Annotated in this window: 21 protein-coding genes; 4 read left to right on the top strand and 17 right to left on the bottom strand. The window is 47.0% G+C overall.

Features of this window, described 5'->3' with window-relative positions; translation table 11 throughout:
* The first annotated feature begins 24 nt into the window (after positions 1–24).
* Both CXL14_RS09310 and CXL14_RS09305 read left to right on the top strand, forming a co-directional pair.
* Entirely contained in the window at positions 25–669 is a 645-nt protein-coding gene (locus CXL14_RS09310) for an acetoin utilization AcuB family protein (RefSeq protein WP_014418652.1), read from the top strand.
* The gene (locus tag CXL14_RS09305) at positions 666–1,832 is read left to right on the top strand and encodes an acetoin utilization protein AcuC (protein ID WP_014418653.1); all 1,167 of its coding nucleotides are present in this window, start codon (positions 666–668) and stop codon (positions 1,830–1,832) included. Before CXL14_RS09310 ends, CXL14_RS09305 begins: the two co-directional genes overlap by 4 nt.
* Positions 1,833–1,841: 9 nt before the next feature.
* On the opposite strand, the gene motS is transcribed toward CXL14_RS09305, so the two are convergent.
* The 12 genes from motS to CXL14_RS09245 all read right to left on the bottom strand — a co-directional run bounded on the left by motS (position 1,842) and on the right by CXL14_RS09245 (position 13,455).
* On the bottom strand, positions 1,842–2,531 hold the full coding sequence (gene motS / locus CXL14_RS09300; RefSeq protein WP_003152387.1) for a flagellar motor protein MotS: 690 nt from the start codon (positions 2,529–2,531) through the stop codon (positions 1,842–1,844).
* Positions 2,521–3,336, bottom strand: coding sequence for a flagellar motor protein MotP (gene motP, locus CXL14_RS09295; protein WP_007408775.1), 816 nt, complete (start codon positions 3,334–3,336; stop codon positions 2,521–2,523). Before motP ends, motS begins: the two co-directional genes overlap by 11 nt.
* A 68-nt stretch (positions 3,337–3,404) precedes the next feature.
* Entirely contained in the window at positions 3,405–4,409 is a 1,005-nt protein-coding gene (gene ccpA, locus CXL14_RS09290; protein ID WP_003152385.1) for a catabolite control protein A, read from the bottom strand.
* 279 nt (positions 4,410–4,688) lie between these two features.
* The gene (locus CXL14_RS09285) at positions 4,689–5,765 is read right to left on the bottom strand and encodes a bifunctional 3-deoxy-7-phosphoheptulonate synthase/chorismate mutase (RefSeq protein ID WP_003152383.1); all 1,077 of its coding nucleotides are present in this window, start codon (positions 5,763–5,765) and stop codon (positions 4,689–4,691) included.
* Positions 5,766–6,000: 235 nt separating this feature from the next.
* Positions 6,001–6,327 (bottom strand): bacillithiol system redox-active protein YtxJ, encoded by a 327-nt coding sequence (ytxJ, locus tag CXL14_RS09280; RefSeq protein WP_014418654.1) that lies wholly within the window; start codon positions 6,325–6,327, stop codon positions 6,001–6,003.
* A gap of 25 nt (positions 6,328–6,352) precedes the next feature.
* Positions 6,353–6,766: a YtxH domain-containing protein gene (locus tag CXL14_RS09275; RefSeq protein ID WP_003152380.1), complete on the bottom strand. Its 414-nt coding sequence runs from the start codon at positions 6,764–6,766 to the stop codon at positions 6,353–6,355.
* Positions 6,767–6,798: 32 nt separating this feature from the next.
* The gene (locus tag CXL14_RS09270; RefSeq protein ID WP_014418655.1) at positions 6,799–7,221 is read right to left on the bottom strand and encodes a DUF948 domain-containing protein; all 423 of its coding nucleotides are present in this window, start codon (positions 7,219–7,221) and stop codon (positions 6,799–6,801) included.
* A gap of 155 nt (positions 7,222–7,376) precedes the next feature.
* Entirely contained in the window at positions 7,377–8,675 is a 1,299-nt protein-coding gene (gene murC / locus CXL14_RS09265; RefSeq protein ID WP_014418656.1) for a UDP-N-acetylmuramate--L-alanine ligase, read from the bottom strand.
* Positions 8,676–8,915: 240 nt separating this feature from the next.
* On the bottom strand, positions 8,916–11,519 hold the full coding sequence (locus CXL14_RS09260; protein WP_014418657.1) for a DNA translocase FtsK: 2,604 nt from the start codon (positions 11,517–11,519) through the stop codon (positions 8,916–8,918).
* A gap of 167 nt (positions 11,520–11,686) precedes the next feature.
* A complete protein-coding gene (gene ytpR, locus CXL14_RS09255) occupies positions 11,687–12,292 on the bottom strand; it encodes a YtpR family tRNA-binding protein (protein WP_003152375.1) in 606 nt (201 codons plus the stop codon).
* A 14-nt stretch (positions 12,293–12,306) separates the two neighbouring features.
* The gene (locus CXL14_RS09250; RefSeq protein ID WP_012118213.1) at positions 12,307–13,116 is read right to left on the bottom strand and encodes a DUF1444 domain-containing protein; all 810 of its coding nucleotides are present in this window, start codon (positions 13,114–13,116) and stop codon (positions 12,307–12,309) included.
* Between the two features lie 15 nt (positions 13,117–13,131).
* On the bottom strand, positions 13,132–13,455 hold the full coding sequence (locus tag CXL14_RS09245; protein ID WP_014418658.1) for a thioredoxin family protein: 324 nt from the start codon (positions 13,453–13,455) through the stop codon (positions 13,132–13,134).
* 197 nt (positions 13,456–13,652) lie between these two features.
* Here CXL14_RS09245 and CXL14_RS09240 point away from each other — a divergent pair, with 197 nt between their 5' ends.
* Entirely contained in the window at positions 13,653–14,099 is a 447-nt protein-coding gene (locus CXL14_RS09240) for a YtoQ family protein (RefSeq protein WP_014418659.1), read from the top strand.
* Between the two features lie 230 nt (positions 14,100–14,329).
* Here CXL14_RS09240 and CXL14_RS09235 read toward each other — a convergent pair whose 3' ends face one another.
* The 3 genes from CXL14_RS09235 to CXL14_RS09225 form a co-directional block, all read right to left on the bottom strand.
* Complete coding sequence (locus CXL14_RS09235) at positions 14,330–14,818, bottom strand: HPP family protein (protein WP_026092269.1); 489 nt, start codon at positions 14,816–14,818, stop codon at positions 14,330–14,332.
* 401 nt (positions 14,819–15,219) lie between these two features.
* The gene (locus CXL14_RS09230) at positions 15,220–15,801 is read right to left on the bottom strand and encodes a CGNR zinc finger domain-containing protein (protein WP_014418661.1); all 582 of its coding nucleotides are present in this window, start codon (positions 15,799–15,801) and stop codon (positions 15,220–15,222) included.
* Positions 15,802–15,989: 188 nt separating this feature from the next.
* Positions 15,990–17,063, bottom strand: coding sequence for a M42 family metallopeptidase (locus CXL14_RS09225; protein ID WP_014418662.1), 1,074 nt, complete (start codon positions 17,061–17,063; stop codon positions 15,990–15,992).
* A gap of 158 nt (positions 17,064–17,221) precedes the next feature.
* Here CXL14_RS09225 and CXL14_RS09220 point away from each other — a divergent pair, with 158 nt between their 5' ends.
* Positions 17,222–17,539 (top strand): PepSY domain-containing protein, encoded by a 318-nt coding sequence (locus tag CXL14_RS09220; protein WP_003152366.1) that lies wholly within the window; start codon positions 17,222–17,224, stop codon positions 17,537–17,539.
* 55 nt (positions 17,540–17,594) lie between these two features.
* Here the strand turns inward: CXL14_RS09220 and CXL14_RS09215 are convergent, their stop codons facing one another.
* Both CXL14_RS09215 and CXL14_RS09210 read right to left on the bottom strand, forming a co-directional pair.
* The gene (locus tag CXL14_RS09215; protein ID WP_007408782.1) at positions 17,595–19,292 is read right to left on the bottom strand and encodes an NAD-dependent malic enzyme; all 1,698 of its coding nucleotides are present in this window, start codon (positions 19,290–19,292) and stop codon (positions 17,595–17,597) included.
* A 78-nt stretch (positions 19,293–19,370) separates the two neighbouring features.
* A complete protein-coding gene (locus tag CXL14_RS09210) occupies positions 19,371–20,216 on the bottom strand; it encodes a YtnP family quorum-quenching lactonase (protein WP_032863531.1) in 846 nt (281 codons plus the stop codon).
* Positions 20,217–20,225 lie beyond the last annotated feature (9 nt).

Below are 20,225 nucleotides of genomic sequence, written 5' to 3'. Positions count from 1 at the left end.
CTGACATACAAAGGGGATAAAAAGATGATTGCAGAACAAATCATGAAACGGGACGTCATCACCGTCTCAAAACACGACTCCATTGAAACAGCCGTCCGTAAAATGAAGGCATATCATATCCGCCATCTCCCTGTCATCGACGACGAGCTGCACGTCACCGGTATTGTCACAGATAGAGACATTAAACAGGCCGGCCCCGGCAGCTTTGAACAAAAGGAACGCGGCGCGTTTCTGACAAACAAAGTGGAGACCATTATGAAGCGGAATGTCATCTGCGCCCATCCGCTTGACTTTGTAGAAGAAATATCCGCTTCCTTTTATGAGCACGGCATCGGCTGTCTGCCGATTACGGTAAACCATAAGCTGACGGGCATTTTAACGAAAACCGACGTGCTCCGGACTTTCGTCAGCCTGACAGGCGCGGCCCAGCCGGGATCACAGGTGGAAATCCTGGTGACGGATATGACAAAAAGCCTTGCTGATCTCAGCTGCATGTGCCGTGATCTTCAGCTGCAAATCCTGAGTGTGCTCGTCTATCCCCATGATTCCGCCGGGTCGAACATTCTCGTCTTCCGGGTGAAGACGATGAATCCGCTCCCTTTTATCCGTGCCGTTCAAGAAGCCGGATACAATGTCTTATGGCCGAAACATTTGAGGGATCAGCCATGAGAGACAGCGTTTTTGTTTACTCGCCTTCTTATCAGACGTATCAATTTCATCAGGAACATCCGTTCAATCAGCGCCGCGTGCTTTTAACATACGATCTGCTTCAGGCGGCGGATGCGTTTGACGAAGGAGATATCGTCACACCGCGCACGGCCGCTAAAGAAGAGTTGGCTCTCGTTCATACGGAGGATTATATACAGGCGGTGGAACTAGCGGGTGCGGGCCGGCTCCCTGCCGCGGAAGGAGAAAGCTACGGTCTCGGAACGGAAGACACTCCCGTTTTTGCCGGCATGCATGATGCCGCGTCACTTCTGGTGGGCGGCACCTTAACGGCGGCTGATTATGTCATGACGGGACAAGCTAGGCACGCCTGCAATTTAGGAGGCGGCCTTCACCACGGCTTCCGCGGCAGGGCCTCAGGCTTTTGTATCTATAATGACAGCGCCGTGGCCATCCAATACATCCAGAAGAACTACGGGGCAAAAGTGCTATACATTGATACAGACGCTCATCACGGCGACGGCGTTCAATTTACGTTTTACGACAGGTCTGATGTCTGCACTGTATCTTTTCACGAGACCGGGCGTTATTTATTTCCCGGGACGGGACAGGTACTGGAAAAAGGAAGCGGGCAAGGCTACGGCTATTCTTTTAACATTCCGCTGGACGCTTTCACAGAGGACGATTCCTTTCTTCACGCTTACAAAACGGCCGCCTCAGAAATCGCGGCTTTTTTTAAACCGGATGTGATTCTTACCCAAAACGGTGCGGACGCCCATTATTACGACCCGTTGACACACCTGTCCAATACAATCTCCATTTATCAGGAGATCCCGCGGCTCGCTCATTCATTAGCCCATCAATATTGCAGCGGCAGATGGATCGCGGTCGGCGGCGGCGGATACGATATTTGGAGAGTCGTCCCGAGAGCATGGAGCCGCATTTGGCTTGAGATGAAAGGGATTGATCCCGGGGAACGCATACCGCAGAAATGGATTGATAAATGGCAGAAGCACTCCCCCTGCACGTTGCCCGCTTTTTGGAGTGATCCTGAACAATTATATCCTCCGATTCCCCGCAAAGAAGAAATTTCAGAAAAAAATGCCCAAACCGTGGAAAAAGCACTTTTTGCCATCCGGTCTGAGCAGCGGTATAAGACAAAATAAAAAACGACCTTATGAGGAGGTCGTTTTTTTGATCACAATTTCTACACGGCGGTTTTCTTTCATATGTCCGGGACTTTTGTTGTCCTTCACAGGTTTCGTATCCGCATACCCGGCAGAGATAAACCGTTTGGCGGAAAAGTCTTCATTCGCGGTAAAATACCGGATCACACTCGCCGCTCTTGCAGACGACAGCTCCCAGTTCGACGGAAATTGATAGGTGGAAATCCGGCGGCTGTCCGTATGGCCTTCTACCTGTATGTCATTCGGAATTGTTTTTAAAAGCACCGCGATCTGATGCAGAACCGGCTCGGCGTTTTTCAGCACATCCGCTTTTCCTGTCTGAAACAGAACGGCCTCCTGCAGCACCAGAACCACTCCGCGCTCATCGCGCTTCGCCGTCAATTTCGAACTCAAATGATGCGCTTTTATGTATGTCTTCACGTTTTGTAACAGCAAATCCTGTTCTTTATTTTCGTTTGCTTTGTCTGATGACGCCGGTTCACCCCCGCTGCCGTTTGTATGAATCGATGAAACGGCAGATTGAAATTTTTCCGCGTCTATTTGCGACATCGAAAAAAGCAATATAAAGAACACGAGAATGAGCGTGATCAAGTCAGCGAACGTCACCATCCATCTTGGTGAACCGCCGGAATGTTCCGGTTTGTTTCTTCTTTCAAAACGCTCTTTTCTAAGCTTCATGGACAGCGCCCTTTTTCTTGTTCGCAGGCTGTCCTTTACGCCAGTCTTCTCTTGAGCTGAAGACGACAAGCTGACTTTCGAGGTTGCGGGGATTTTTGCCCGATTGGATGCCGACAACCCCTTCGATCATGACCTGTTTGATGAAAATTTCACTTTCCGTTTTTTCTTCAAGCTTTGCCGCGATTGGGATAAATACCAAGTTGGCAAGCAGCGCTCCGTACAGCGTCGTCAATAGCGCAACGGCCATGTTCGGTCCGAGGGTATGCGGGTCATTTAAGTTTTTAAGCATGAGAACGAGTCCGACGAGCGTCCCGATCATTCCCCAGGCAGGTGCGAAATCACCGGCTTTTTCAAAAACGCGTCTTCCTTTTCTGTGTCTTTCTTCCATCGCGGCGATCTCAGAATCCATCACCAGCCGGATCGTTTCCTCGTCCCAGCCGTCAATCGCAAGCAAAAGCCCTTTTTTTAAAAACGGATCCTTGATCTCACGCGCCTGGTCATCCAGAGACAGCAGCCCCTGCCTGCGCGCCTGCTCCGAAAGGCTGACAAATACTCTGACAAGCTCTTTCACATTGTCATCCTGACGGGAGAATACCTGTTTCAGAACAGAAGGGGTTTTCTTTAAATCCCTCGGCGGAAAACTGATAAAGATCGCCGCAGCAAGGCCGCCTGTGACGATTAAAAAAGAAGTCAGATCTAAAAATGAACTGATTCCCGCCAGTCCCGTCCCTGACAGAATACCGATTGCGACAATAATACAGCCTAACATAAAGCCAACGGGCGTCAGATAATCAAAACGTTTCATATCTTCTCCTTACTCAAGTAAAAAAGCAAGATTCCACCCCTCAGAGTGAAGCTTGCTTTTCCGTTTTTTTATGACTTGGTTGATTGTCTTAATTCGATGCGGTGAGGCAATTCGACGATATGCTCTTCAACCGGCTCTTTGTTCATCAGTTTTGTCAAAAGTCTCATCGCCACGGCGCCGATATCGTACGTAGGCTGCACGACTGTTGAAAGCTGAGGGCGGACCATCAGGCTCAATCTCGTATTGTCAAAACCGATAATATCAAGATCATCAGGAATCGAAAGACCTTGATCTTGGGCCGCATGGATAATGCCGAGGGCCATTTCATCCGTCGCAGAAAGAATCGCCGTCGGTTTCCGGTCAAGGCCCATCAAGCTTTGAAGCGCCTCCATACCGGAATCATAGGTGTAATCGCCTTCCGCTACGAATTGCTCGTTAAACGGAATCGCCGCTTCTTCAAGCGCCCGTTTGTACCCTTGCAGTTTTTTCGAACGGTTGATCGGCTCTTGCATCGGTCCGGAGACGAATGCGATATCGCGATGCCCTTTATCAATGAAAAGCTTAACGGCATCATAAATCGCCTGTTCATAATCAATGGCGACAGAAGGCGTCTCGCCCTGTTCTTCCACTGATGCCGCCAAGACGATCGGCACAGGAGAGCGCTTAAATTCTTCGACATGCTCGTCCGTAATGTTGCCGCCCATAAATACGATACCGTCCACTTGTTTGCCGAGCATCGTATTTAACAGATGCAGTTCTTTCTCAAGATTTTGGTCCGAGTTGCTTAAAATAATATTATATTTGTACATCGTCGCGATATCTTCAATTCCACGCGCAAGTTCCGAGTAGAAAATGCTTGAGATATCAGGGATGATGACGCCGACCGTTGTCGTTTTTTTGCTTGCAAGCCCTCTTGCCACCGCGTTCGGGCGGTAGCCGAGCCGGTCAATGGCTTCCAATACTTTTTTTCTGGTCGTCGGTTTTACATTCGGGTTGCCGTTCACGACGCGGGAAACAGTTGCCATACTGACATTTGCTTCTCTGGCCACATCGTATATCGTAATGTTGCTCACTGAAACCACTCCTTTTACTGGATACACTTATCCTTATCTATAGCATAAACACTTTATGTAAAGAAATGTCGTACGATTTCGCATTCTGTCGTTTATGATTGTAAGCGTAAGTCAGTAGTGTACATTATTTTTCATTATTCATCAAATTTAAATATCTCTCATGAAATTATACACGTTTTTCCCAGTGATGAAAACGTTCACTTTCATTTTATAATTAAATAAAATGAAGATACGAAAAAAAAGCCGCGCGAGGCGGCCTTTAAAGAGCGGAACGTTGTATTATGCTTTTACTTTCAGCATTGGCTTTAATTCGTTCAGCCATTTCTCGAATTCAGGTATATCCATCTGCTGCGCAGAGTCTGAAAGGGCAACGGAAGGATCAGGGTGAACTTCGGCCATCACGCCGTCAGCGCCGATCGCAAGCGCCGCTTTTGCTGTCGGAAGCAGGAGATCGCGGCGGCCTGTTGAGTGTGTGACGTCAACAAACACCGGCAAGTGAGTTTCCTGTTTCAAAATCGGCACGGCAGAAATGTCGAGTGTGTTTCTCGTTGCCGTTTCGTACGTTCTGATTCCGCGCTCACAAAGAATGATTTGGTCGTTTCCTTGTGACATGATGTATTCAGCTGCATTGATGAACTCTGAAATTGTTGCGGCAAGACCGCGTTTTAACAATACCGGCTTTTTAACGGAACCGGCCGCTTTCAGCAATTCAAAGTTTTGCATGTTCCGCGCGCCGATCTGAATGACGTCAATGTAATCAATCGCTTGCTCAATGTGGGCGGGCGTTACGATTTCACTGATCACCGCGAGGTCATATTCATCAGCGACGCGTTTAAGAATTTGCAGGCCTTCTACACCGAGACCTTGGAAATCATACGGACTTGTGCGGGGTTTAAACGCGCCCCCGCGCAGGATTTTAATGCCTTGTTTTTTCGCTGCGGCCGCTACTTCGGCAACCTGCTCATAGCTTTCTACGGCACAAGGTCCGACGATGAATCTCTGATCGCCGTCACCGATTTTTTCACCTTTAATATCAACGATCGTATCTTCTGCTTTTTTCTTCCGGGAGACGAGCAACGCTTTGCTGTGATCCTCTTCTTGAAGTTCAAGTCCGGCTTTGAAAATTTCTTTGAAAATATGCTGGATCGTTGAGTTTTCAAATGGGCCGTCATTACTTTCAATAATGCGGTTAAGCATTGTACGCTCTCTGACAGGGTCAAATCGGTTGACACCCTGTGCTTCCTTTGCTTTACCGATTTCTTTTACAACGGCTCCGCGTTCATTGATTAATTTAAGGATTTCTAAGTTTAGTGCGTCTGCCTGCTGTCTTAGGCTCTCTAATTCCTTGTTGCTCATCTTTTTCATCCCTTCTATGCTATGTTTTATTTTAATGGTTAACATGCATCTTACTACAGTTATGCGAAAATAGGAATATGAAATAATAAATTTTTTCGCATTTTACTTTATCACCAAAACGCTTTTAAGCTTTTATGCGTTGAAGTAACGTATATTGATATCCTACATGATCCGGCTGAAATGATCAATAGTTTTTTTCAAAAAAAAACCGCCGGTATCAACCGGCGGCCAGCAATTATGAGAGGTGCTGCTCTATTGCGTTTTTTGTGATTTGTGAATGAGACGCGTGCCATTTCACTTCGCCGTTTGTAATGACGAATACTTGCGGGCTTTCATGTTTCACGCCGTATGTCTCGGCGATATAGTTTGAAAGCGGCCGGCTGTCCTGCACCTGCAGGTAATAAGAAGGCACTTCCGAATGCTCCGATGCAAAGGCGTCAAACTCTTGAAACGCGGCTTGGCTGATCGGGCAGGTTGTGCTGTGTTTCAAAAACACGAGCGTGTTTTCTTTCTCAGCGGCATTTTTGAACTCTTCTTCAGACGATATCAGCTGTTTTGTCATGTCGGTTATCTCTCCTTATTGAGGATCAGCGATTTGCCTGACCGGCTTTTTCTCCGGCGTCTTCCGCTTCGGCCTTGATGCTTTGGGCCGTGTCCTGCATTTCGCTTCTCGTCTCTTCGGCTTTCTCGGTTAGTGTGCTCTTAGAACGGTCTTTTAAATCCTTCACTTTATTCATAATCTGGCCTGACTGATCAGCTACCAGCTGGGTGATATTAGATGTTTTGTCTTTGGCGATGCTGACATATTGAGAGCCTTTTTCTTTCGCGTCGGCCGTCATTCTGTCCGTCTTATCCTTTAACGCAGAAGCCTGACTGCCGAGATCGTCGCGCAGCTCCTTACCTGATTTAGGCGCCAGAAACAACGCCGTTGTCGCGCCGATAATTCCCCCGATCAGCGTTCCGATTAAAAAATCCTTACTATTGATTCCATCTTTGCTCATTATGATTCCTCCTTAGTGGATTTTTCTTATGATTAAAGCGATGTTTTTTTCTTTTGCTTCCACTTGTCCCATATTTCCATAGCGGCCTGGCTCCAGGTGACAACCTGACTGATCTTATCCTGATTCTCTCTTACAGAGGCCGTAACGGAACCTGCTGCCTGCTTTATGGATGTATTAAACTGCTGGACGGAAGTTCCCACTTCCTGGACAGCATGGACAACCGTATTTAATTTCTCTGATTTTTCCTGAATGTCTTCCGCGAGACGGTTTGTCTTATGTAACAGCTCGGTTGTCTCTGCGGTAATGCCTTTCATCTGCCCTTCAAGGCCGCCTAAAGTCGAGGCAACGTTTGTTAAGGTCATCTGCACGGACTTTAATGTTTTGGACAGATAGATGACGAGGATGAGAAATGCAACGGCAATGAGTGCGACGCTTAAGTAAAGAATGATGATCATCTAATACCTCCTTATTGCAGGATATAGTGGTATATACCCAATTCTTAAAATGATAAACATATATGAAAGATCTGTATGTATACTATTTCTCCGTTTCTCGGTAAATCCCTTTGCAGCACGCACAAAAAAGCAGTGAGAGCCCCACTGCTTTTTCGTTACGCTATGACGTTTTCATAGGCTCTCATATATTTTTGAATGTCTCCGGCGCCCATGAAGATCAGCACTGCGCCTTCATGCGCTTTTAACACGGTTGTGTCATTTTCTTCAATGAGTTCTGCGTTATCGATTTTTTCCTGAAGATCCGTGATCGTGAGCTTGCCGACGTTCTCGCGGGCAGAGCCGAAAATGTCACACAAATACACGCGGTCGGCCGCGCTTAAGCTTTCTGCGAATTCATCCAGGAATGATTGCGTCCGTGTAAACGTATGCGGCTGAAATACCGCGATGATTTCACGTTCGGGATATTTTTGGCGCGCCGCCTCAATCGTGACTTTGATTTCAGTCGGATGGTGGGCGTAGTCGTCGATCAGTACCTGGCTGCCGATCACTTTTTCATTGAATCTGCGTTTGACGCCGCCGAATGATTCAAGTCCGAGCTTAATCATGTTCACGTCTATCTCTTCATAGTGGCAGAGCGCAATGACCGCTAAGGAATTGAGGACATTGTGATGGCCGTATGCCGGGATGTAGAACGTATCGTAAAACGTATTGCGGACAAAGACGTCAAATGTCGTGCCTTCCGTATTTTTTACGATGTTTCTCGCTTGAAAATCATTTTCTTCTCCCGTGCCGTAATACACGACAGGCACATTGGCGTGAATTTTCGGCAGGTACTCGTCATCACCGCAGGCAATGATGCCTTTGTTGACTTGAAGCGCCATGTTTTGGAAAGCATCAAACACATCGTCAATGTTGGCGAAATAATCAGGGTGGTCAAAATCAATATTCGTCATAATCGCATAATCAGGCTGATAGCTTAAGAAATGACGGCGGTACTCGCAGGCTTCAAATACAAAGTATTCGCTGCTTTCATTTCCTCTGCCCGTTCCGTCCCCGATAAGAAACGAAGTCGGCTTCGCCTGCTGCATCACGTGTGCCAAGAGGCCCGTTGTGGACGTCTTGCCGTGTGCGCCCGTTACCGCGACACTTGTATATTTTTTCATATATTCAGCTAAAAATTTATGATATCTGATGACAGGAATCCCTTCAGCGAGCGCCTTTGCGATTTCCGGATGAGAATCAGGGAATGCGTTTCCGGCGATTACCGTTAAGCCGGGTTTGATGTTATCGGTGCTGAACGGATAGATCGGGATATTTCTTTTTTCAAGGGCAGCCTGAGTGAAAATCTGCTTCTCGATATCCGATCCCTGCACCTGATACCCTGTATCATGCAGGATTTGAGCAAGCGGACTCATACCTGTCCCTTTTATTCCAACAAAATGATAAACAGTCATAATCGTACCTCCAACAAACGTCTATCTGTTCCCCAGTATATGACGTTCATTTCATTTTGCGACCGCCGCGGGCAAAAAGCCCGCACAGCGGCGCTTCCATTTATTTTTACGTTATCGTCAGTATCTGTAACTTTCTTTTTGATTAAACCTGCCGCATGATATTTCAGCGCGTGACAGTGATGCAGTTTTGATGGTCCATCCACTATCATACCATGTTTGTGAGAAAAATGAACGATATTCTTATTCTTGAGCAATGTCAGCGGCCGTAATCAGCACTTCACGGGGTTTGCTGCCCTTCGCTTCTGAGATCATGCCTTCGGCTTCCATCATGTCAATCAGCCTCGCGGCGCGGTTATAACCGATTCTGAACCTTCTTTGAAGGCTTGAGGTGCTGGCGCTGTTTTGCTCCACGACGAATTGGCACGCCTCAGGAAACAGTTCGTCTTCTTCCTTGAGGGCGCTTCCCTGCCTGATCAGTTCTTCCTGTTCAAACAAATAAGAAGGCGGCAGCTGCTTTCTGACATGAGAGACGACGCGGTCAATCTCTCTGTCGGATACAAAGTTGCCCTGCAGGCGCACCGGTTTTCCGGTACCGTTTTCCCAGTACAGCATGTCGCCCTTTCCGAGCAGCTTTTCCGCTCCCGCCATGTCGATGATCGTTCTGGAATCTACCTGGCTTGAGACGGAGAATGCAATCCTCGTCGGTATGTTTGCCTTAATCATTCCGGTAATGACATCGACAGACGGACGCTGTGTCGCGACAAGCAGATGAATGCCGCAGGCTCTCGCTTTCTGCGCGATTCTGGCAATGCTTTCTTCCACATCGTTCGGCGCGACCATCATTAAATCGGCAAGCTCATCAATAACCACTACGAGGTACGGGAGCTTTTCGCCTGTCTTATGATCGGCGGTTAATTCATTAAAGCGGCCGATATCTCTCACACCCGAATGGGCAAACAGTTCATATCGCCGTTCCATCTCTTCCACAACCCATTTTAACGCGGCGGTCGCGGCTTTGGCGTCCGTGATGACGGGGCTGACCAAATGCGGAATTTGGTTATAAGGCGCAAGCTCGACCATTTTCGGATCAATCAGAAGCATTTTGACATCACTCGGATCCGCCTTATAAAGCAGACTGACCAAAATGGTATTGATGCAGACGCTTTTTCCCGATCCTGTCGCACCCGCTATCAACCCGTGCGGCATCTTTTTCAAATCAATGACGACCGGGTTTCCGGAAATATCGACACCGAGCGCGGCTGTAAGCGGAGACGGATTCGTCCTGAAAGCGGCGCTTCTGATCATCTGTCTTAAATCGACGACTTTGCTTACGCGGTTCGGAACTTCAATGCCGATCGTGTTTTTACCGGGGATCGGCGCCTCAATCCGAATATCCTTGGCAGACAGGCTCAGTTTAATATCATCTGCTAAGTTTGTAATTTTGTTTACTTTCACTCCGGGCTCAGGATGCACTTCAAAACGTGTGACGGACGGGCCTTGTGTGACATGAACGACTTGGGCGCGCACATTAAAGTTTTTCAGTGTAACGTTTAAAAGCTCGCGCTGTTCTTCAATCCACGATTGGTCGTCATGTCTTTGCGCCGGCGGTACGTCCAGAAGCGACAGATTCGGAAAGACATAGCTCGCTCCGCCCTCTGGCGTCTTCGTCTGCTTGTGTTTATCGCTTTTAAGCATCATGACGTTAAACGGTACATTGCGCTCTTTCGGCCGCTCCGCTTTTTTCACAGTCTGAGGCTGTCCGGGATGCTCCGTTTTTTCTTCGGCAGGCCGGGACGGGGCATCGGCCGTCTCGATGCTTGCAGGTTCAGGCTCGGGGTCTGAATGCCGCTCTGCTTCATTGTACTCAGGCTGAGAGTCTGCTTCCTGTTCCGCTTCGGTTTCAGCTGATTCAGGCTTGTCTTCAGACTGCGGCTGAACTTCCTCATCGTATCCGGGTTCTGTGTATGTATACACCGGTTCTTCTGCGGTTTCAAAAGGCGGTGCTTTTTCCGGCTCAGGCTCCTGGTATTCCTCCTGCGGCGCCGCTTGTTCCTCTGTATTGTCAGCCGTTCGGGATGCTTCATACTCAGGCTCTATTATAGGGTGCGGGCGGGTTTGTTCATGCTCCTGTTCTTCTGTAAAGCCGGCAGACTCCGCGCTTTCCGTGTGCTCCCGCTCTTCAGTCTGCTGCGGTTCTGGTGTTGCAAACACTTGCTCTTTTGCATTCTCAGCCTCGGTGTGAAGCTCCTCTTTTTTAACGGCCGGGATTTCTTCCGTTTCTTGTTTCGCAAACGGGTCTGGCCGGTCATTCGTCTGTTTTGTTATGCCGGATGTTGTGAAGACGGGCTCTTTTTCCGTTTCCTGACCGGATTTTGGCGGAACAAATTGCTCCTCTGACAGCAATGTTACGTTCTCTTCACGCCGCTTTTCGGAAATAGGCGCTTTTTTTATGCTGTGCTGAGATTGAAAGCCGTAAACCGGTGAAGGAATGGATGACGGTTTAAAGGGTTTTTTCACCGTATCAGGCTCTTTATGTGTATGCTGTTTCCGCTCGGTTTGCTCCTGCCCGGCGGCATAACCCCGGGACGGCTGGCGGCGTTCGTGCCTTTCCCGCTGTCTTTGGTTTTGCTCCGTTCGCTTATAGCCGTCCGGAACGACGGGGAAGCGGAAATTCCCTTTCGGATATTCGTAATATATTTTAGGATCTTCCATGCGCGTTAATTTGCCTTCTGGCTGATCCGGTATCTGCTGTTTCGGGATTTGGGCATGCGTGTTCGGTTCACGTTCATGCTCTTCTTCTTTTTCACCTAAAAATAAGTCAAAAAATTTATTCAGCCAACTCATGTTTAATCACTCTCTAACTCCCTTTTTAGTAGTCTGGGACGATATTTAGTATACCATTGCCGGGCGGCTCAGAAAAGATTAAGCTTCTAACTAAAGAAAGCCGTTAAGCAGGCCTGCTTAACGGCTTTCTCTCACATCATTCGATTCTGTGCGCTTATTTATGGGAGTTAGAATTGAAATGCTTCGCCGGCCTCGCGGCTGTCTTCAAGAACAAGAATCCCTTTTTCCGCCGGCGCATCCGGCAAAGCGAGTTCTTTCGCGGAGCAGATCATGCCGCTTGACGGAACGCCTCTTAATTCAGCGTCTTTAATCACAAGTCCGCTCGGCATTACCGCGCCGACTTTAGCGACGACGACTTTTTGTCCTTTGTCCACATTCGGCGCGCCGCAAACGATTTGAAGGGTTTCCTCTCCCACATTCACTTGGCAGATATTCAGTTTATCCGCATTCGGATGTTTTTCTTTCGATTCAACGTGACCGACAACAAATTTCGGAGAAAGGTCAACCGTCAGCGTTTCTGAAACGCCGTTTCTGTTCAGTATTTCATTCACATCCTGAACGAATGTCTCAGACAAAGCGACGGGGCCGTTGTCCTCAATCTGTAAGTAAGAAGACACGTTAAAAATGTTAAAGCCCGTCGTTTCTTTTGTTTCTTTGTTAAAGATTCTGACGACATCGCCTTCTCTTTCATAGCCGATTTCTTCGCGTGCCGCATCTTTAAGAGAGATCAGAAGCGTATCTCCCACACCTTCTTTATTGTAAAAAGCGTTCATAAGAAAAATCCTTTCTAATCCTTTTTCGGCCGGCTTTTCGCCATGATAAACACAGGTTCCAGTCTGCCTTCATTATACAGAAATGAAAGGGCCGTAATCGGCACCGTGCCGCTTGCAAAGAAGCTCATGGACATTTGCCCTAAAATATCATAACCCGATTCATTTCGAATGTCAGCAAGTATTAATACATCCTGGTGCGGGACGGAAATCGCCAATTCGCCTTCAGCGGCCTGCTTGTATTCATGAAGAATCGAATCATTGAGAATCCGGCTGGCGTCATAGCCGTCATTCGCCCTGAAAAAATAAAAATAATTGTCCGCAACCGTATCCTGTTTCACAACCGAAGGAAGAGAGCGGAGATTAAATGACGCCGTCTCCCTGATCCGTTCTTTTGTCCAGTTTTCTTTCTCGAGCATACGGCTGTCAATTAAGCGGTACGTCTTACCGAGGTCAAGCGCGTAGTAGATTCTCGTTTCGGCCGTATGGTCATCATACACGAGCGGAATGCCGTCGCTCGTTTGATCGGGAAATGATGTGGAGCGGATGACCGGATAGATTCCGGCTTCCTTTCCGGACATCTCCTGTCCGCTGCCTTCCATCGCCTCCATAGCTTCTGACACATAGTAGACGATTTCGTCGATCGCTTCTTCTTTTTTCGTCTCCCACTTCGCAATGATCGGCGGGAGTTCCAATGTGATGCCTTTTTTGGTCGTTTGATCCTCAACACGGAGGGTGTCTTTTTCTCTGTCAAAAAAGAAGGATCGGTTCTCGTGCTGCAGGCGCTGTTTTAATAAATCCGCCAGCTTCCTTGACGTCATTTTCAAAGCCCGTGGCCTCCTTTATGCTTTAGCAAGGGAATCGGTTAAAAATTGCTCAATTTCTTCTTTTGTTTTACGGTCTTTGCTGACGAAGCGGTTCACTTCTTTTCCTCCGTTAAACACAATAAAGCTCGGAATGCCGTAAATTTCCCATTCCGCGCATGTATCAATAAATTGATCGCGGTCTACGTAGTAATAAGTGAATTCAGGAAAGTCCGCTTCCAGCTCAGGGAGAAACGGCTCCACAAAGCGGCAGTCCGGGCACCAATCCGCTGAAAACATAAATACCGCCCAATCGTCTTGTACCGCTTTTTGCAATTCTTCCGTGCTTTCAATCTTTTTCATTGTCATTCCTCCATCTGGATTATGAGTTTTTTATATGCTGATGTTTGTCCAATTGGATCATACCAGACTGTTTACGGCAAGACCAATTATATGCAATATCATTATCATATTTCATTTGCATTATCAAGCAAGTTTCGTTTACCATTTTGCTTGTAGCCGTACGAAAATCTGAATATGTACATAAGGAGGGGCAAAAGATGCAGTTTGTCGTGTATTTAGCGGGTGAAATCCACAGTGATTGGCGGGATGAGATCAAACAAAAAGCAACAGCGCTGGACCTGCCGATTACGTTTGTCGGCCCGATGGAAAACCATGAACGCTCAGACAATATCGGAGAAGAGATTATGGGCGTGCAGCCCGATTCTGTTTTAAAAGACGCCAGAGCTTCTGATATCAACAATTTCCGTACAGAGGTGCTGATGGAAAAAGCCGATTTTGTGATCGCCCTGTTTGGCGAGAAATATAAACAGTGGAATACCGCGATGGATGCTTCTTATGCCATCGCAAAAGGAAAGCCGCTCATTCTCATCCGTCCGAAAGAACTTCATCATCCGCTGAAAGAGCTTTCCGGAAAAGCCAATATCACGGTCGAAACCGTCAATCAAGCGATGAAAGCACTCTCTTATTTATTTGAAACAGAATAAGCAGGCCGCCTTTATGCGGTCCTGCTTACCTATTTACAATAGAATGGTATCAAATCTTACTATTCAGACTCTTTTCTCGAAACCCAAAAGAATTTGTCCGCAATCAATGATTCCCACACCCACTTCATTCATAAATGATTTTATTCAACCTCAAACTATTTTCTTTATATGTAAGGAAGGAGAGCGAAATCTGCGCAATAACGGATACATATGCGTATCGCCAAAATTGATTAAAACCAAAAAGTGGGATACTGCCGATTATTTCGCAAGTTATTAATAATAACTGCTGCCGCAACAATAATTACAGATCCCACAAAAACCGGAAAAGCTAAATAGCTCCAAGCATACGCCCCTTGAATAACTACAATAGGGTCCGCTCCAGCAGGTGGATGAGTAGTCTTTGTAACCGCCATAAAAAATATAGCTAGCCCCACTCCTAAAGCCAATGTCCAGGGATGAGAACCAAGAAGATTATATATAACAAGTCCAGTCAATGTCGAGATGAAGTGTCCGCCAATAATATTTCTAGGTTGTGATAAAGGGGCATTCCACGCTCCGAAAGCCAGTACACAACTTGCCCCAAAAGGCGCCATCAGCCACAGAGATCCAGTTTTATAGGTTATCAATGACAAGATTAAAATTGTTATAAAACCACCTAATAAGCCTGTTGAAGCATCTTTAACATTTACTTTTAAAGGACTTTTTCCTCCTCCTTTCATTTTTTTGAAATAATATCCTTTTTTACTTTGTGGATTTTCTGCTGTTTGCTCAATCTTCAATATAACCCCTCCTTTTCACTAAGTTTAAATCAACTTAACTAACCTGTAAATAACATTTTTAGAGGTTATAATTTAAAGGTTACAATCCATCCCTCTTCATGGATCATTCTTCTCTTCAAAAGTGATCCTTTAAACGTTCATTTGGTTTTAGCTGCGAATGAGTTGTTTTATGAAATCATATTTTTGTTTTTCTTATGAATTGTTTTCAAAAAAGACAAACAGCCTTACTCAAAAAAATATGAGATAAGGCTGTTCATTAATTTTTATTTATATATGATGATTCGACATTAAAATAAAGTGCAAGATTTATTCCGACCACAATGTAATAGAGGAAATTCGTTTTATGTTTTCTTAAGGTGACGGGAAACCTTTTCTCTGTTGCCGCATATCTTCATTGAACACCATTTTCTTCTTCCGGTGTTATCAAGGAATAATAAGACACATTCTTCATTAGCACATCGCTTCATTAACTTGATCTTTTTTGTATATATAAGCGATAAACCTTCATAAGCGATGAGCGATATAATTGCATCATCAATTTTCCCAATCGGAATACGGGCAAGTTTAGCATCGAGAATCTTATATGAAAATGGAGCCGATTCAATCTTTTTTTCTAAAAAAGTGATAAAAGATTCTCCAGGTTCTTCACCATCTGCAATTTTCTCGAAATTTTCTCTTAGTATTGATCGAAACTTTAGTATTTTCTCAACCATCACAGCGGACAATTCATCTTGTGCATTTTTTAAAGTTAATTGACTGAAAAAAGGGGTTCCTTTCCCCATTAACCTTAACCATTCCAAAAGATCCTCTTTTGACTTTATTAAATTATGACGTTTACCGTAACTCACCACCTCAGTATTAATCAGATCAAGAGGAAGATAGTTAGAGACAAGAGGAAATTTTATGTTTGTCTTTTTTGTCATAAACATACCTCCTTGCAGAACAAATAAAAAATGAAAATGTCACTCGACTTTGTGAAATCGCTACTCATCTCAATGCTTGAATTGGAACAATTTTGATAATAATATTGAGAAGCAATATGTGTTACCTGGCATCATGTAAAAACAGCAGTCAATAAGTATTCAAAAGGACTTATTGACTGCTTATTTTTTTACACATTTTCTCTGATCGTTTCGACCGTCTGTTTGTCACTCGCCATGACCAGCTTAATGAGCATTTCTTTCGCCGCGGCATAATCATCGACATGGATGATAGCGGCATTTGTATGAATGTATCTTGAACAAATGCCGATGACGGCAGACGGAACCCCGCTGTTTGATATGTGGACCCGTCCGGCATCCGTTCCCCCGCCTGAAGCGAAATATTGATAAGGGATATTGTGCGTTTCCGCCATATCAAGGACGAACTCTCTCATCCCGCGGTGCATGACCGTCGTTCTGTCGAGAATGCGGAGCAGCACCCCCTCGCCGAGACGGCCGAACAGCTCCTTATCGCCGCTCATATCATTTGCCGGGCTGGCATCAAGCGCGAAAAAGAGATCAGGCTGAATCATGTTGGCCGCTGTCTGCGCCCCTCTCAAGCCGACTTCCTCCTGAACGGTGGCCCCGGCGTACAGATTGTTCGGCAGGTCTTTTCCTTGCAGCTCTTTTAATAATTCAATGCTTAACCCGCAGCCGTAGCGGTTATCCCACGCTTTGGACAATATTTTCTTCTCGTTGGCCATCGGGGTGAACGGGCAGACCGGCACGACCTGCTGTCCCGGTCTGATCCCCATTTTGACCGCGTCCTCTCTGTCATCGGCACCGATATCAATCATCATATTTTTGATCTCCATCGGCTTTGCGCGCTGGGCATCTGTTAAAATGTGGGGCGGGATGCTTGAGATGACGCCGATAATCGGTCCGTTATCCGTCTGCACCTCGACGCGCTGGGCAAGCAGCACCTGGCTCCACCAGCCGCCTAGCGTCTGAAATCTCAGCATGCCGTTATCCGTAATCTGCGTTACCATAAACCCGACTTCATCCATATGGCCGGCTACCATAACGGTCGGCGCATCTTCAGCGCCGCGCCTTACTCCGAAAACACTTCCGAGTCTGTCCTGCACGATGTCATCCGCATATTTCGCAAGCTCCCGTTTCATAAAGGAGCGGACCTGATGTTCATTTCCCGGTGCGCCGGGAAGCTGCGTCAGCGTCCGGAAAAGCGTTTTCGTTTCCTCATTCATATTTTCCCCTCATTTCTATGTAATGCTTTTATTTTATTAGAAAAACAACCGTTTTCCAAGCGCTCAGATTGAATGGGCTGTAAAACCGCCGCTTTACTTAACACCGTCTGGCATCTTCTGTATAATAAAAACTACGACATAAATGGAGGTGCTTCATATTGAAATTACGTCATTTTCTCTTAGGTGCAGGAGTCGGATTATGCGCTGCCATCGCAGTGAAAAAGTATGCGATGAAACCTTATATCTCTTCAGAAAAAGCGCTCCGTATCGTGAAAGCGGCTTTTAAACAGCGCGGGCCGATAGACGGATCATGGATTTACACAGAGCCCGAGCCCTACCAGGTAAACGGAGAAACCATCCAAGTATACAAAACCGGCGTGACACGTTCGGCATTCGGCGAACTGGAGCAATATGAAGTTATGGTCAATGCAAAAACAGGCCAGATTGTCGATGTCATTGATTCTGTCGCCTCATAATTCGGACAAGCAAAAAATAAAGCCCAAAACCATCAGCGTTTTGGGCTTTATTCGGTTACATCGGCCGAATTCGTTTATATACGGGGTGCCACATCGCGTCCTGCACCGCTTGGATCAGATCCTCGGGTTCCGTTTCCGCTACACCGTCCTGAATGGCTGCTTTCGCTACGGCTACCGCCACGGTTGCCGATACCGTCCTGAGATCCTCCACTTTCGGAAGCATCGGCGCACCGGGCTTGCCGACGTCCACCATACCGGCGATGGCATTCGCGCAGGCAACGAACATATTGTCCGTAATGAGCCTTGCTTTCGTCACAATCGTTCCGAGCCCGAGTCCCGGGAATACGAGCGCGTTATTCGCCTGTCCGATATGGTAGGTAACGCCGTTATACGCAACAGGCGGGAATGGACTTCCCGTAGTGACAAGCGCGCGGCCTTCCGTCCATTTAATTAAATCTTCAGGTTTTGCTTCTGATAATGTCGTCGGGTTTGACATCGGCAAAATAGCGGGCCGTTTGACATGCGAGGCCATTTCTTTGACGATTTCTTCCGTAAATGCGCCTGATACGGTGGATGTGCCGATCAGAATCGTCGGCTTGGCCTGACGCACCGTCTCCGCCAGATCAATTGATCCGCCTTCACCGCTGCGGCCGTACTCTTTCACTTCATCAGCAGGGCGAGCGTACGGAACCTGAAAATCACGCAAGTCCTTCATATCATCCGTTAACAATCCGTTTCTGTCGATACACCAAAAATGGCTGTAGGATTCTTCTTCGCTTAATCCGTCATGCACCATGGCTTCACGCAGTTGCTCAGCAATTCCGATCCCGGCCGTTCCCGCGCCGAAGACGACGACTTTATGCTCTTTTAAAGGCACTTTTGATGCTTTCGCACACGCTAAAACAGCTGCAAGCGATACCGCGCCCGTTCCTTGAATGTCATCGTTAAACGTACAGACTTTATCTTTATACCGTTTTAATATGCCGCGGGCGTTAGCCGTACCGAAATCCTCCCAATGAAGCAGCGCATTCGGGAATGTTTCCCGGGCAAGCGAGACATACTCATCAATAAAGCGGTCATATTTCTCGCCGCGTACTCTTGAATGCTGGTTTCCGACGTAAAGCGGGTCATTTAAGAGGCTTTCCTGATTTGTCCCCGCGTCCAATACGACCGCAAGCACTCGTGACGGATCAATTCCGGCCGCCGCCGTATACACCGCGAGTTTTCCGACAGAAATGGCGATGCCGCCGACGCCCCAGTCACCGATTCCCAGAATGCCCTCCGCATCTGTGGCAACGATTAAGTCAATGTTTTCATTTTTTCCGAACTGCTGAAATGCGGCGCGCATTCCCTCAGGATCATCTATTGACAAATACAGACCGCGGGGTTTTCTGTACTCGTGGCTGTAACGCTGGATCGCGGTGCCGACGGTCGGCGTATATACGATCGGCAGCATTTCGCCTAAATGATCATTTAACAGCCTGTAAAATAACGTTTCATTCCGGTCATGGAGAGCGGTCAAGTAGACATTTTTGCTCAGCTCATCAGGCTGCGAACTGAATTGTTCGTAGGCCCGCCTCGCCTGCTCTTCGATTGTCAATACTTTCGGCGGCAGAAATCCCTCGAGCCCGAGTTCCTTTCTTTCCTCCTGTGTAAAGGCCACCCCTTTATTTAAAAAAGGCGTAGAAAGCACTTCTAATCCGCGCAGAGTTGTTTTGATTTCTCCATCTTTCGTCACTTGAAATTGATTCACCTGTCTCTTCCTTTCAAAGCAATTTGTCTTAGGTTTGCTTTTATTCCCGAAATTCATACAGGTAAATCATCGATCCGCTTATTTTTTCTCCCGTTTGACAGATGCAGCCACTTCGCCGTCTTCGCCCCATTTTACCGCTCTGTAAATCGCGTCGTGATAGAAAATCAGCCAGGCGTCTTTTTCTGCCGCGAACGTCTGCCATTTCTGCTTTTGCGGAATGGAGGTCATCGGATAATCATCATAGGCCAGCACCCATAACGGATTTTTATGCGCGTTCGTCGGCATCAGGTCGGCAAAATGCACAGCCGTCTCCCCTCCGTCTTCTAAGACGATAACGCTGTGGCCGTCGCTGTGGCCGCCGGTGTGGTGCATCGTAATGCCTTCTGTCAGCTGATACTCGTTCTCAAAGGTTTCGACCTGATCTTGTACCGCCTCCCAATTTTCTCTCCAATATGTATTTTTCGATCTGATATTAGGATTTCTCATTTCGCGCCACTCTGTCGCAGAAGTGATAATGCGGGCATTCGGGAAAACAGAGACAAGCTCCTCTCCGCTGTACTCCGTCAGGCCGCTTGCATGGTCAAAATGAAGATGGGTCATCGCGGCAATATGAATGTCCTCACAGGAAAGCCCGAGTTCACGAAGAGATTGTTTCAGATTGGATTCCTGTGTTACGCCGTAATTCCTTTTTTGTTTATCAGAGAATTTCCCTCTGCCGATACCCGCGTCAACCAATATATTCAGGCCGTTTGTTCTGATGAGGATCGGGTCTGTTCTTAATTCAATCTGGTTTTTGTCATTTACGGGGTATTTTCTCGACCATAAAGGCTTCGGGACAACGCCGAACATCGCTCCGCCGTCCATATGCGTTACACCGCCGTCCAGCCATGTTAATGAAATATTCCCAATATTCAATGTCTCCATCTTGATCCC

The organism is Bacillus sp. SJ-10, assembly GCF_002843505.1.
In the GTDB taxonomy this organism is placed as follows: domain Bacteria; phylum Bacillota; class Bacilli; order Bacillales; family Bacillaceae; genus Bacillus; species Bacillus velezensis.
Note: the sequence above shows the minus strand (reverse complement) of the source record. Positions and strands in the feature narration are given on the sequence as shown.

Excerpts from the sequence above, each read along its gene's own strand:
- CXL14_RS09225 (WP_014418662.1), bottom strand. The coding sequence starts at position 17,063 with ATGAATGAGGAAACGAAAACGCTTTTCCGGACGCTGACGCAGCTTCCC.
- CXL14_RS09305 (WP_014418653.1), top strand. The coding sequence starts at position 666 with ATGAGAGACAGCGTTTTTGTTTACTCGCCTTCTTATCAGACGTATCAA.
- CXL14_RS09310 (WP_014418652.1), top strand. The coding sequence starts at position 25 with ATGATTGCAGAACAAATCATGAAACGGGACGTCATCACCGTCTCAAAA.
- CXL14_RS09260 (WP_014418657.1), bottom strand. The coding sequence starts at position 11,519 with ATGAGTTGGCTGAATAAATTTTTTGACTTATTTTTAGGTGAAAAAGAA.
- CXL14_RS09210 (WP_032863531.1), bottom strand. The coding sequence starts at position 20,216 with ATGGAGACATTGAATATTGGGAATATTTCATTAACATGGCTGGACGGC.
- CXL14_RS09285 (WP_003152383.1), bottom strand. The coding sequence starts at position 5,765 with ATGAGCAACAAGGAATTAGAGAGCCTAAGACAGCAGGCAGACGCACTA.
- CXL14_RS09245 (WP_014418658.1), bottom strand. The coding sequence starts at position 13,455 with ATGAAAAAGATTGAAAGCACGGAAGAATTGCAAAAAGCGGTACAAGAC.
- CXL14_RS09230 (WP_014418661.1), bottom strand. The coding sequence starts at position 15,801 with ATGACAAAAAAGACAAACATAAAATTTCCTCTTGTCTCTAACTATCTT.
- motS (WP_003152387.1), bottom strand. The coding sequence starts at position 2,531 with ATGAAGCTTAGAAAAGAGCGTTTTGAAAGAAGAAACAAACCGGAACAT.
- CXL14_RS09235 (WP_026092269.1), bottom strand. The coding sequence starts at position 14,818 with ATGAAAGGAGGAGGAAAAAGTCCTTTAAAAGTAAATGTTAAAGATGCT.
- motP (WP_007408775.1), bottom strand. The coding sequence starts at position 3,336 with ATGAAACGTTTTGATTATCTGACGCCCGTTGGCTTTATGTTAGGCTGT.
- ytpR (WP_003152375.1), bottom strand. The coding sequence starts at position 12,292 with ATGAACGCTTTTTACAATAAAGAAGGTGTGGGAGATACGCTTCTGATC.
- CXL14_RS09240 (WP_014418659.1), top strand. The coding sequence starts at position 13,653 with ATGCAGTTTGTCGTGTATTTAGCGGGTGAAATCCACAGTGATTGGCGG.
- ytxJ (WP_014418654.1), bottom strand. The coding sequence starts at position 6,327 with ATGACAAAACAGCTGATATCGTCTGAAGAAGAGTTCAAAAATGCCGCT.
- CXL14_RS09275 (WP_003152380.1), bottom strand. The coding sequence starts at position 6,766 with ATGAGCAAAGATGGAATCAATAGTAAGGATTTTTTAATCGGAACGCTG.
- CXL14_RS09270 (WP_014418655.1), bottom strand. The coding sequence starts at position 7,221 with ATGATCATCATTCTTTACTTAAGCGTCGCACTCATTGCCGTTGCATTT.
- murC (WP_014418656.1), bottom strand. The coding sequence starts at position 8,675 with ATGACTGTTTATCATTTTGTTGGAATAAAAGGGACAGGTATGAGTCCG.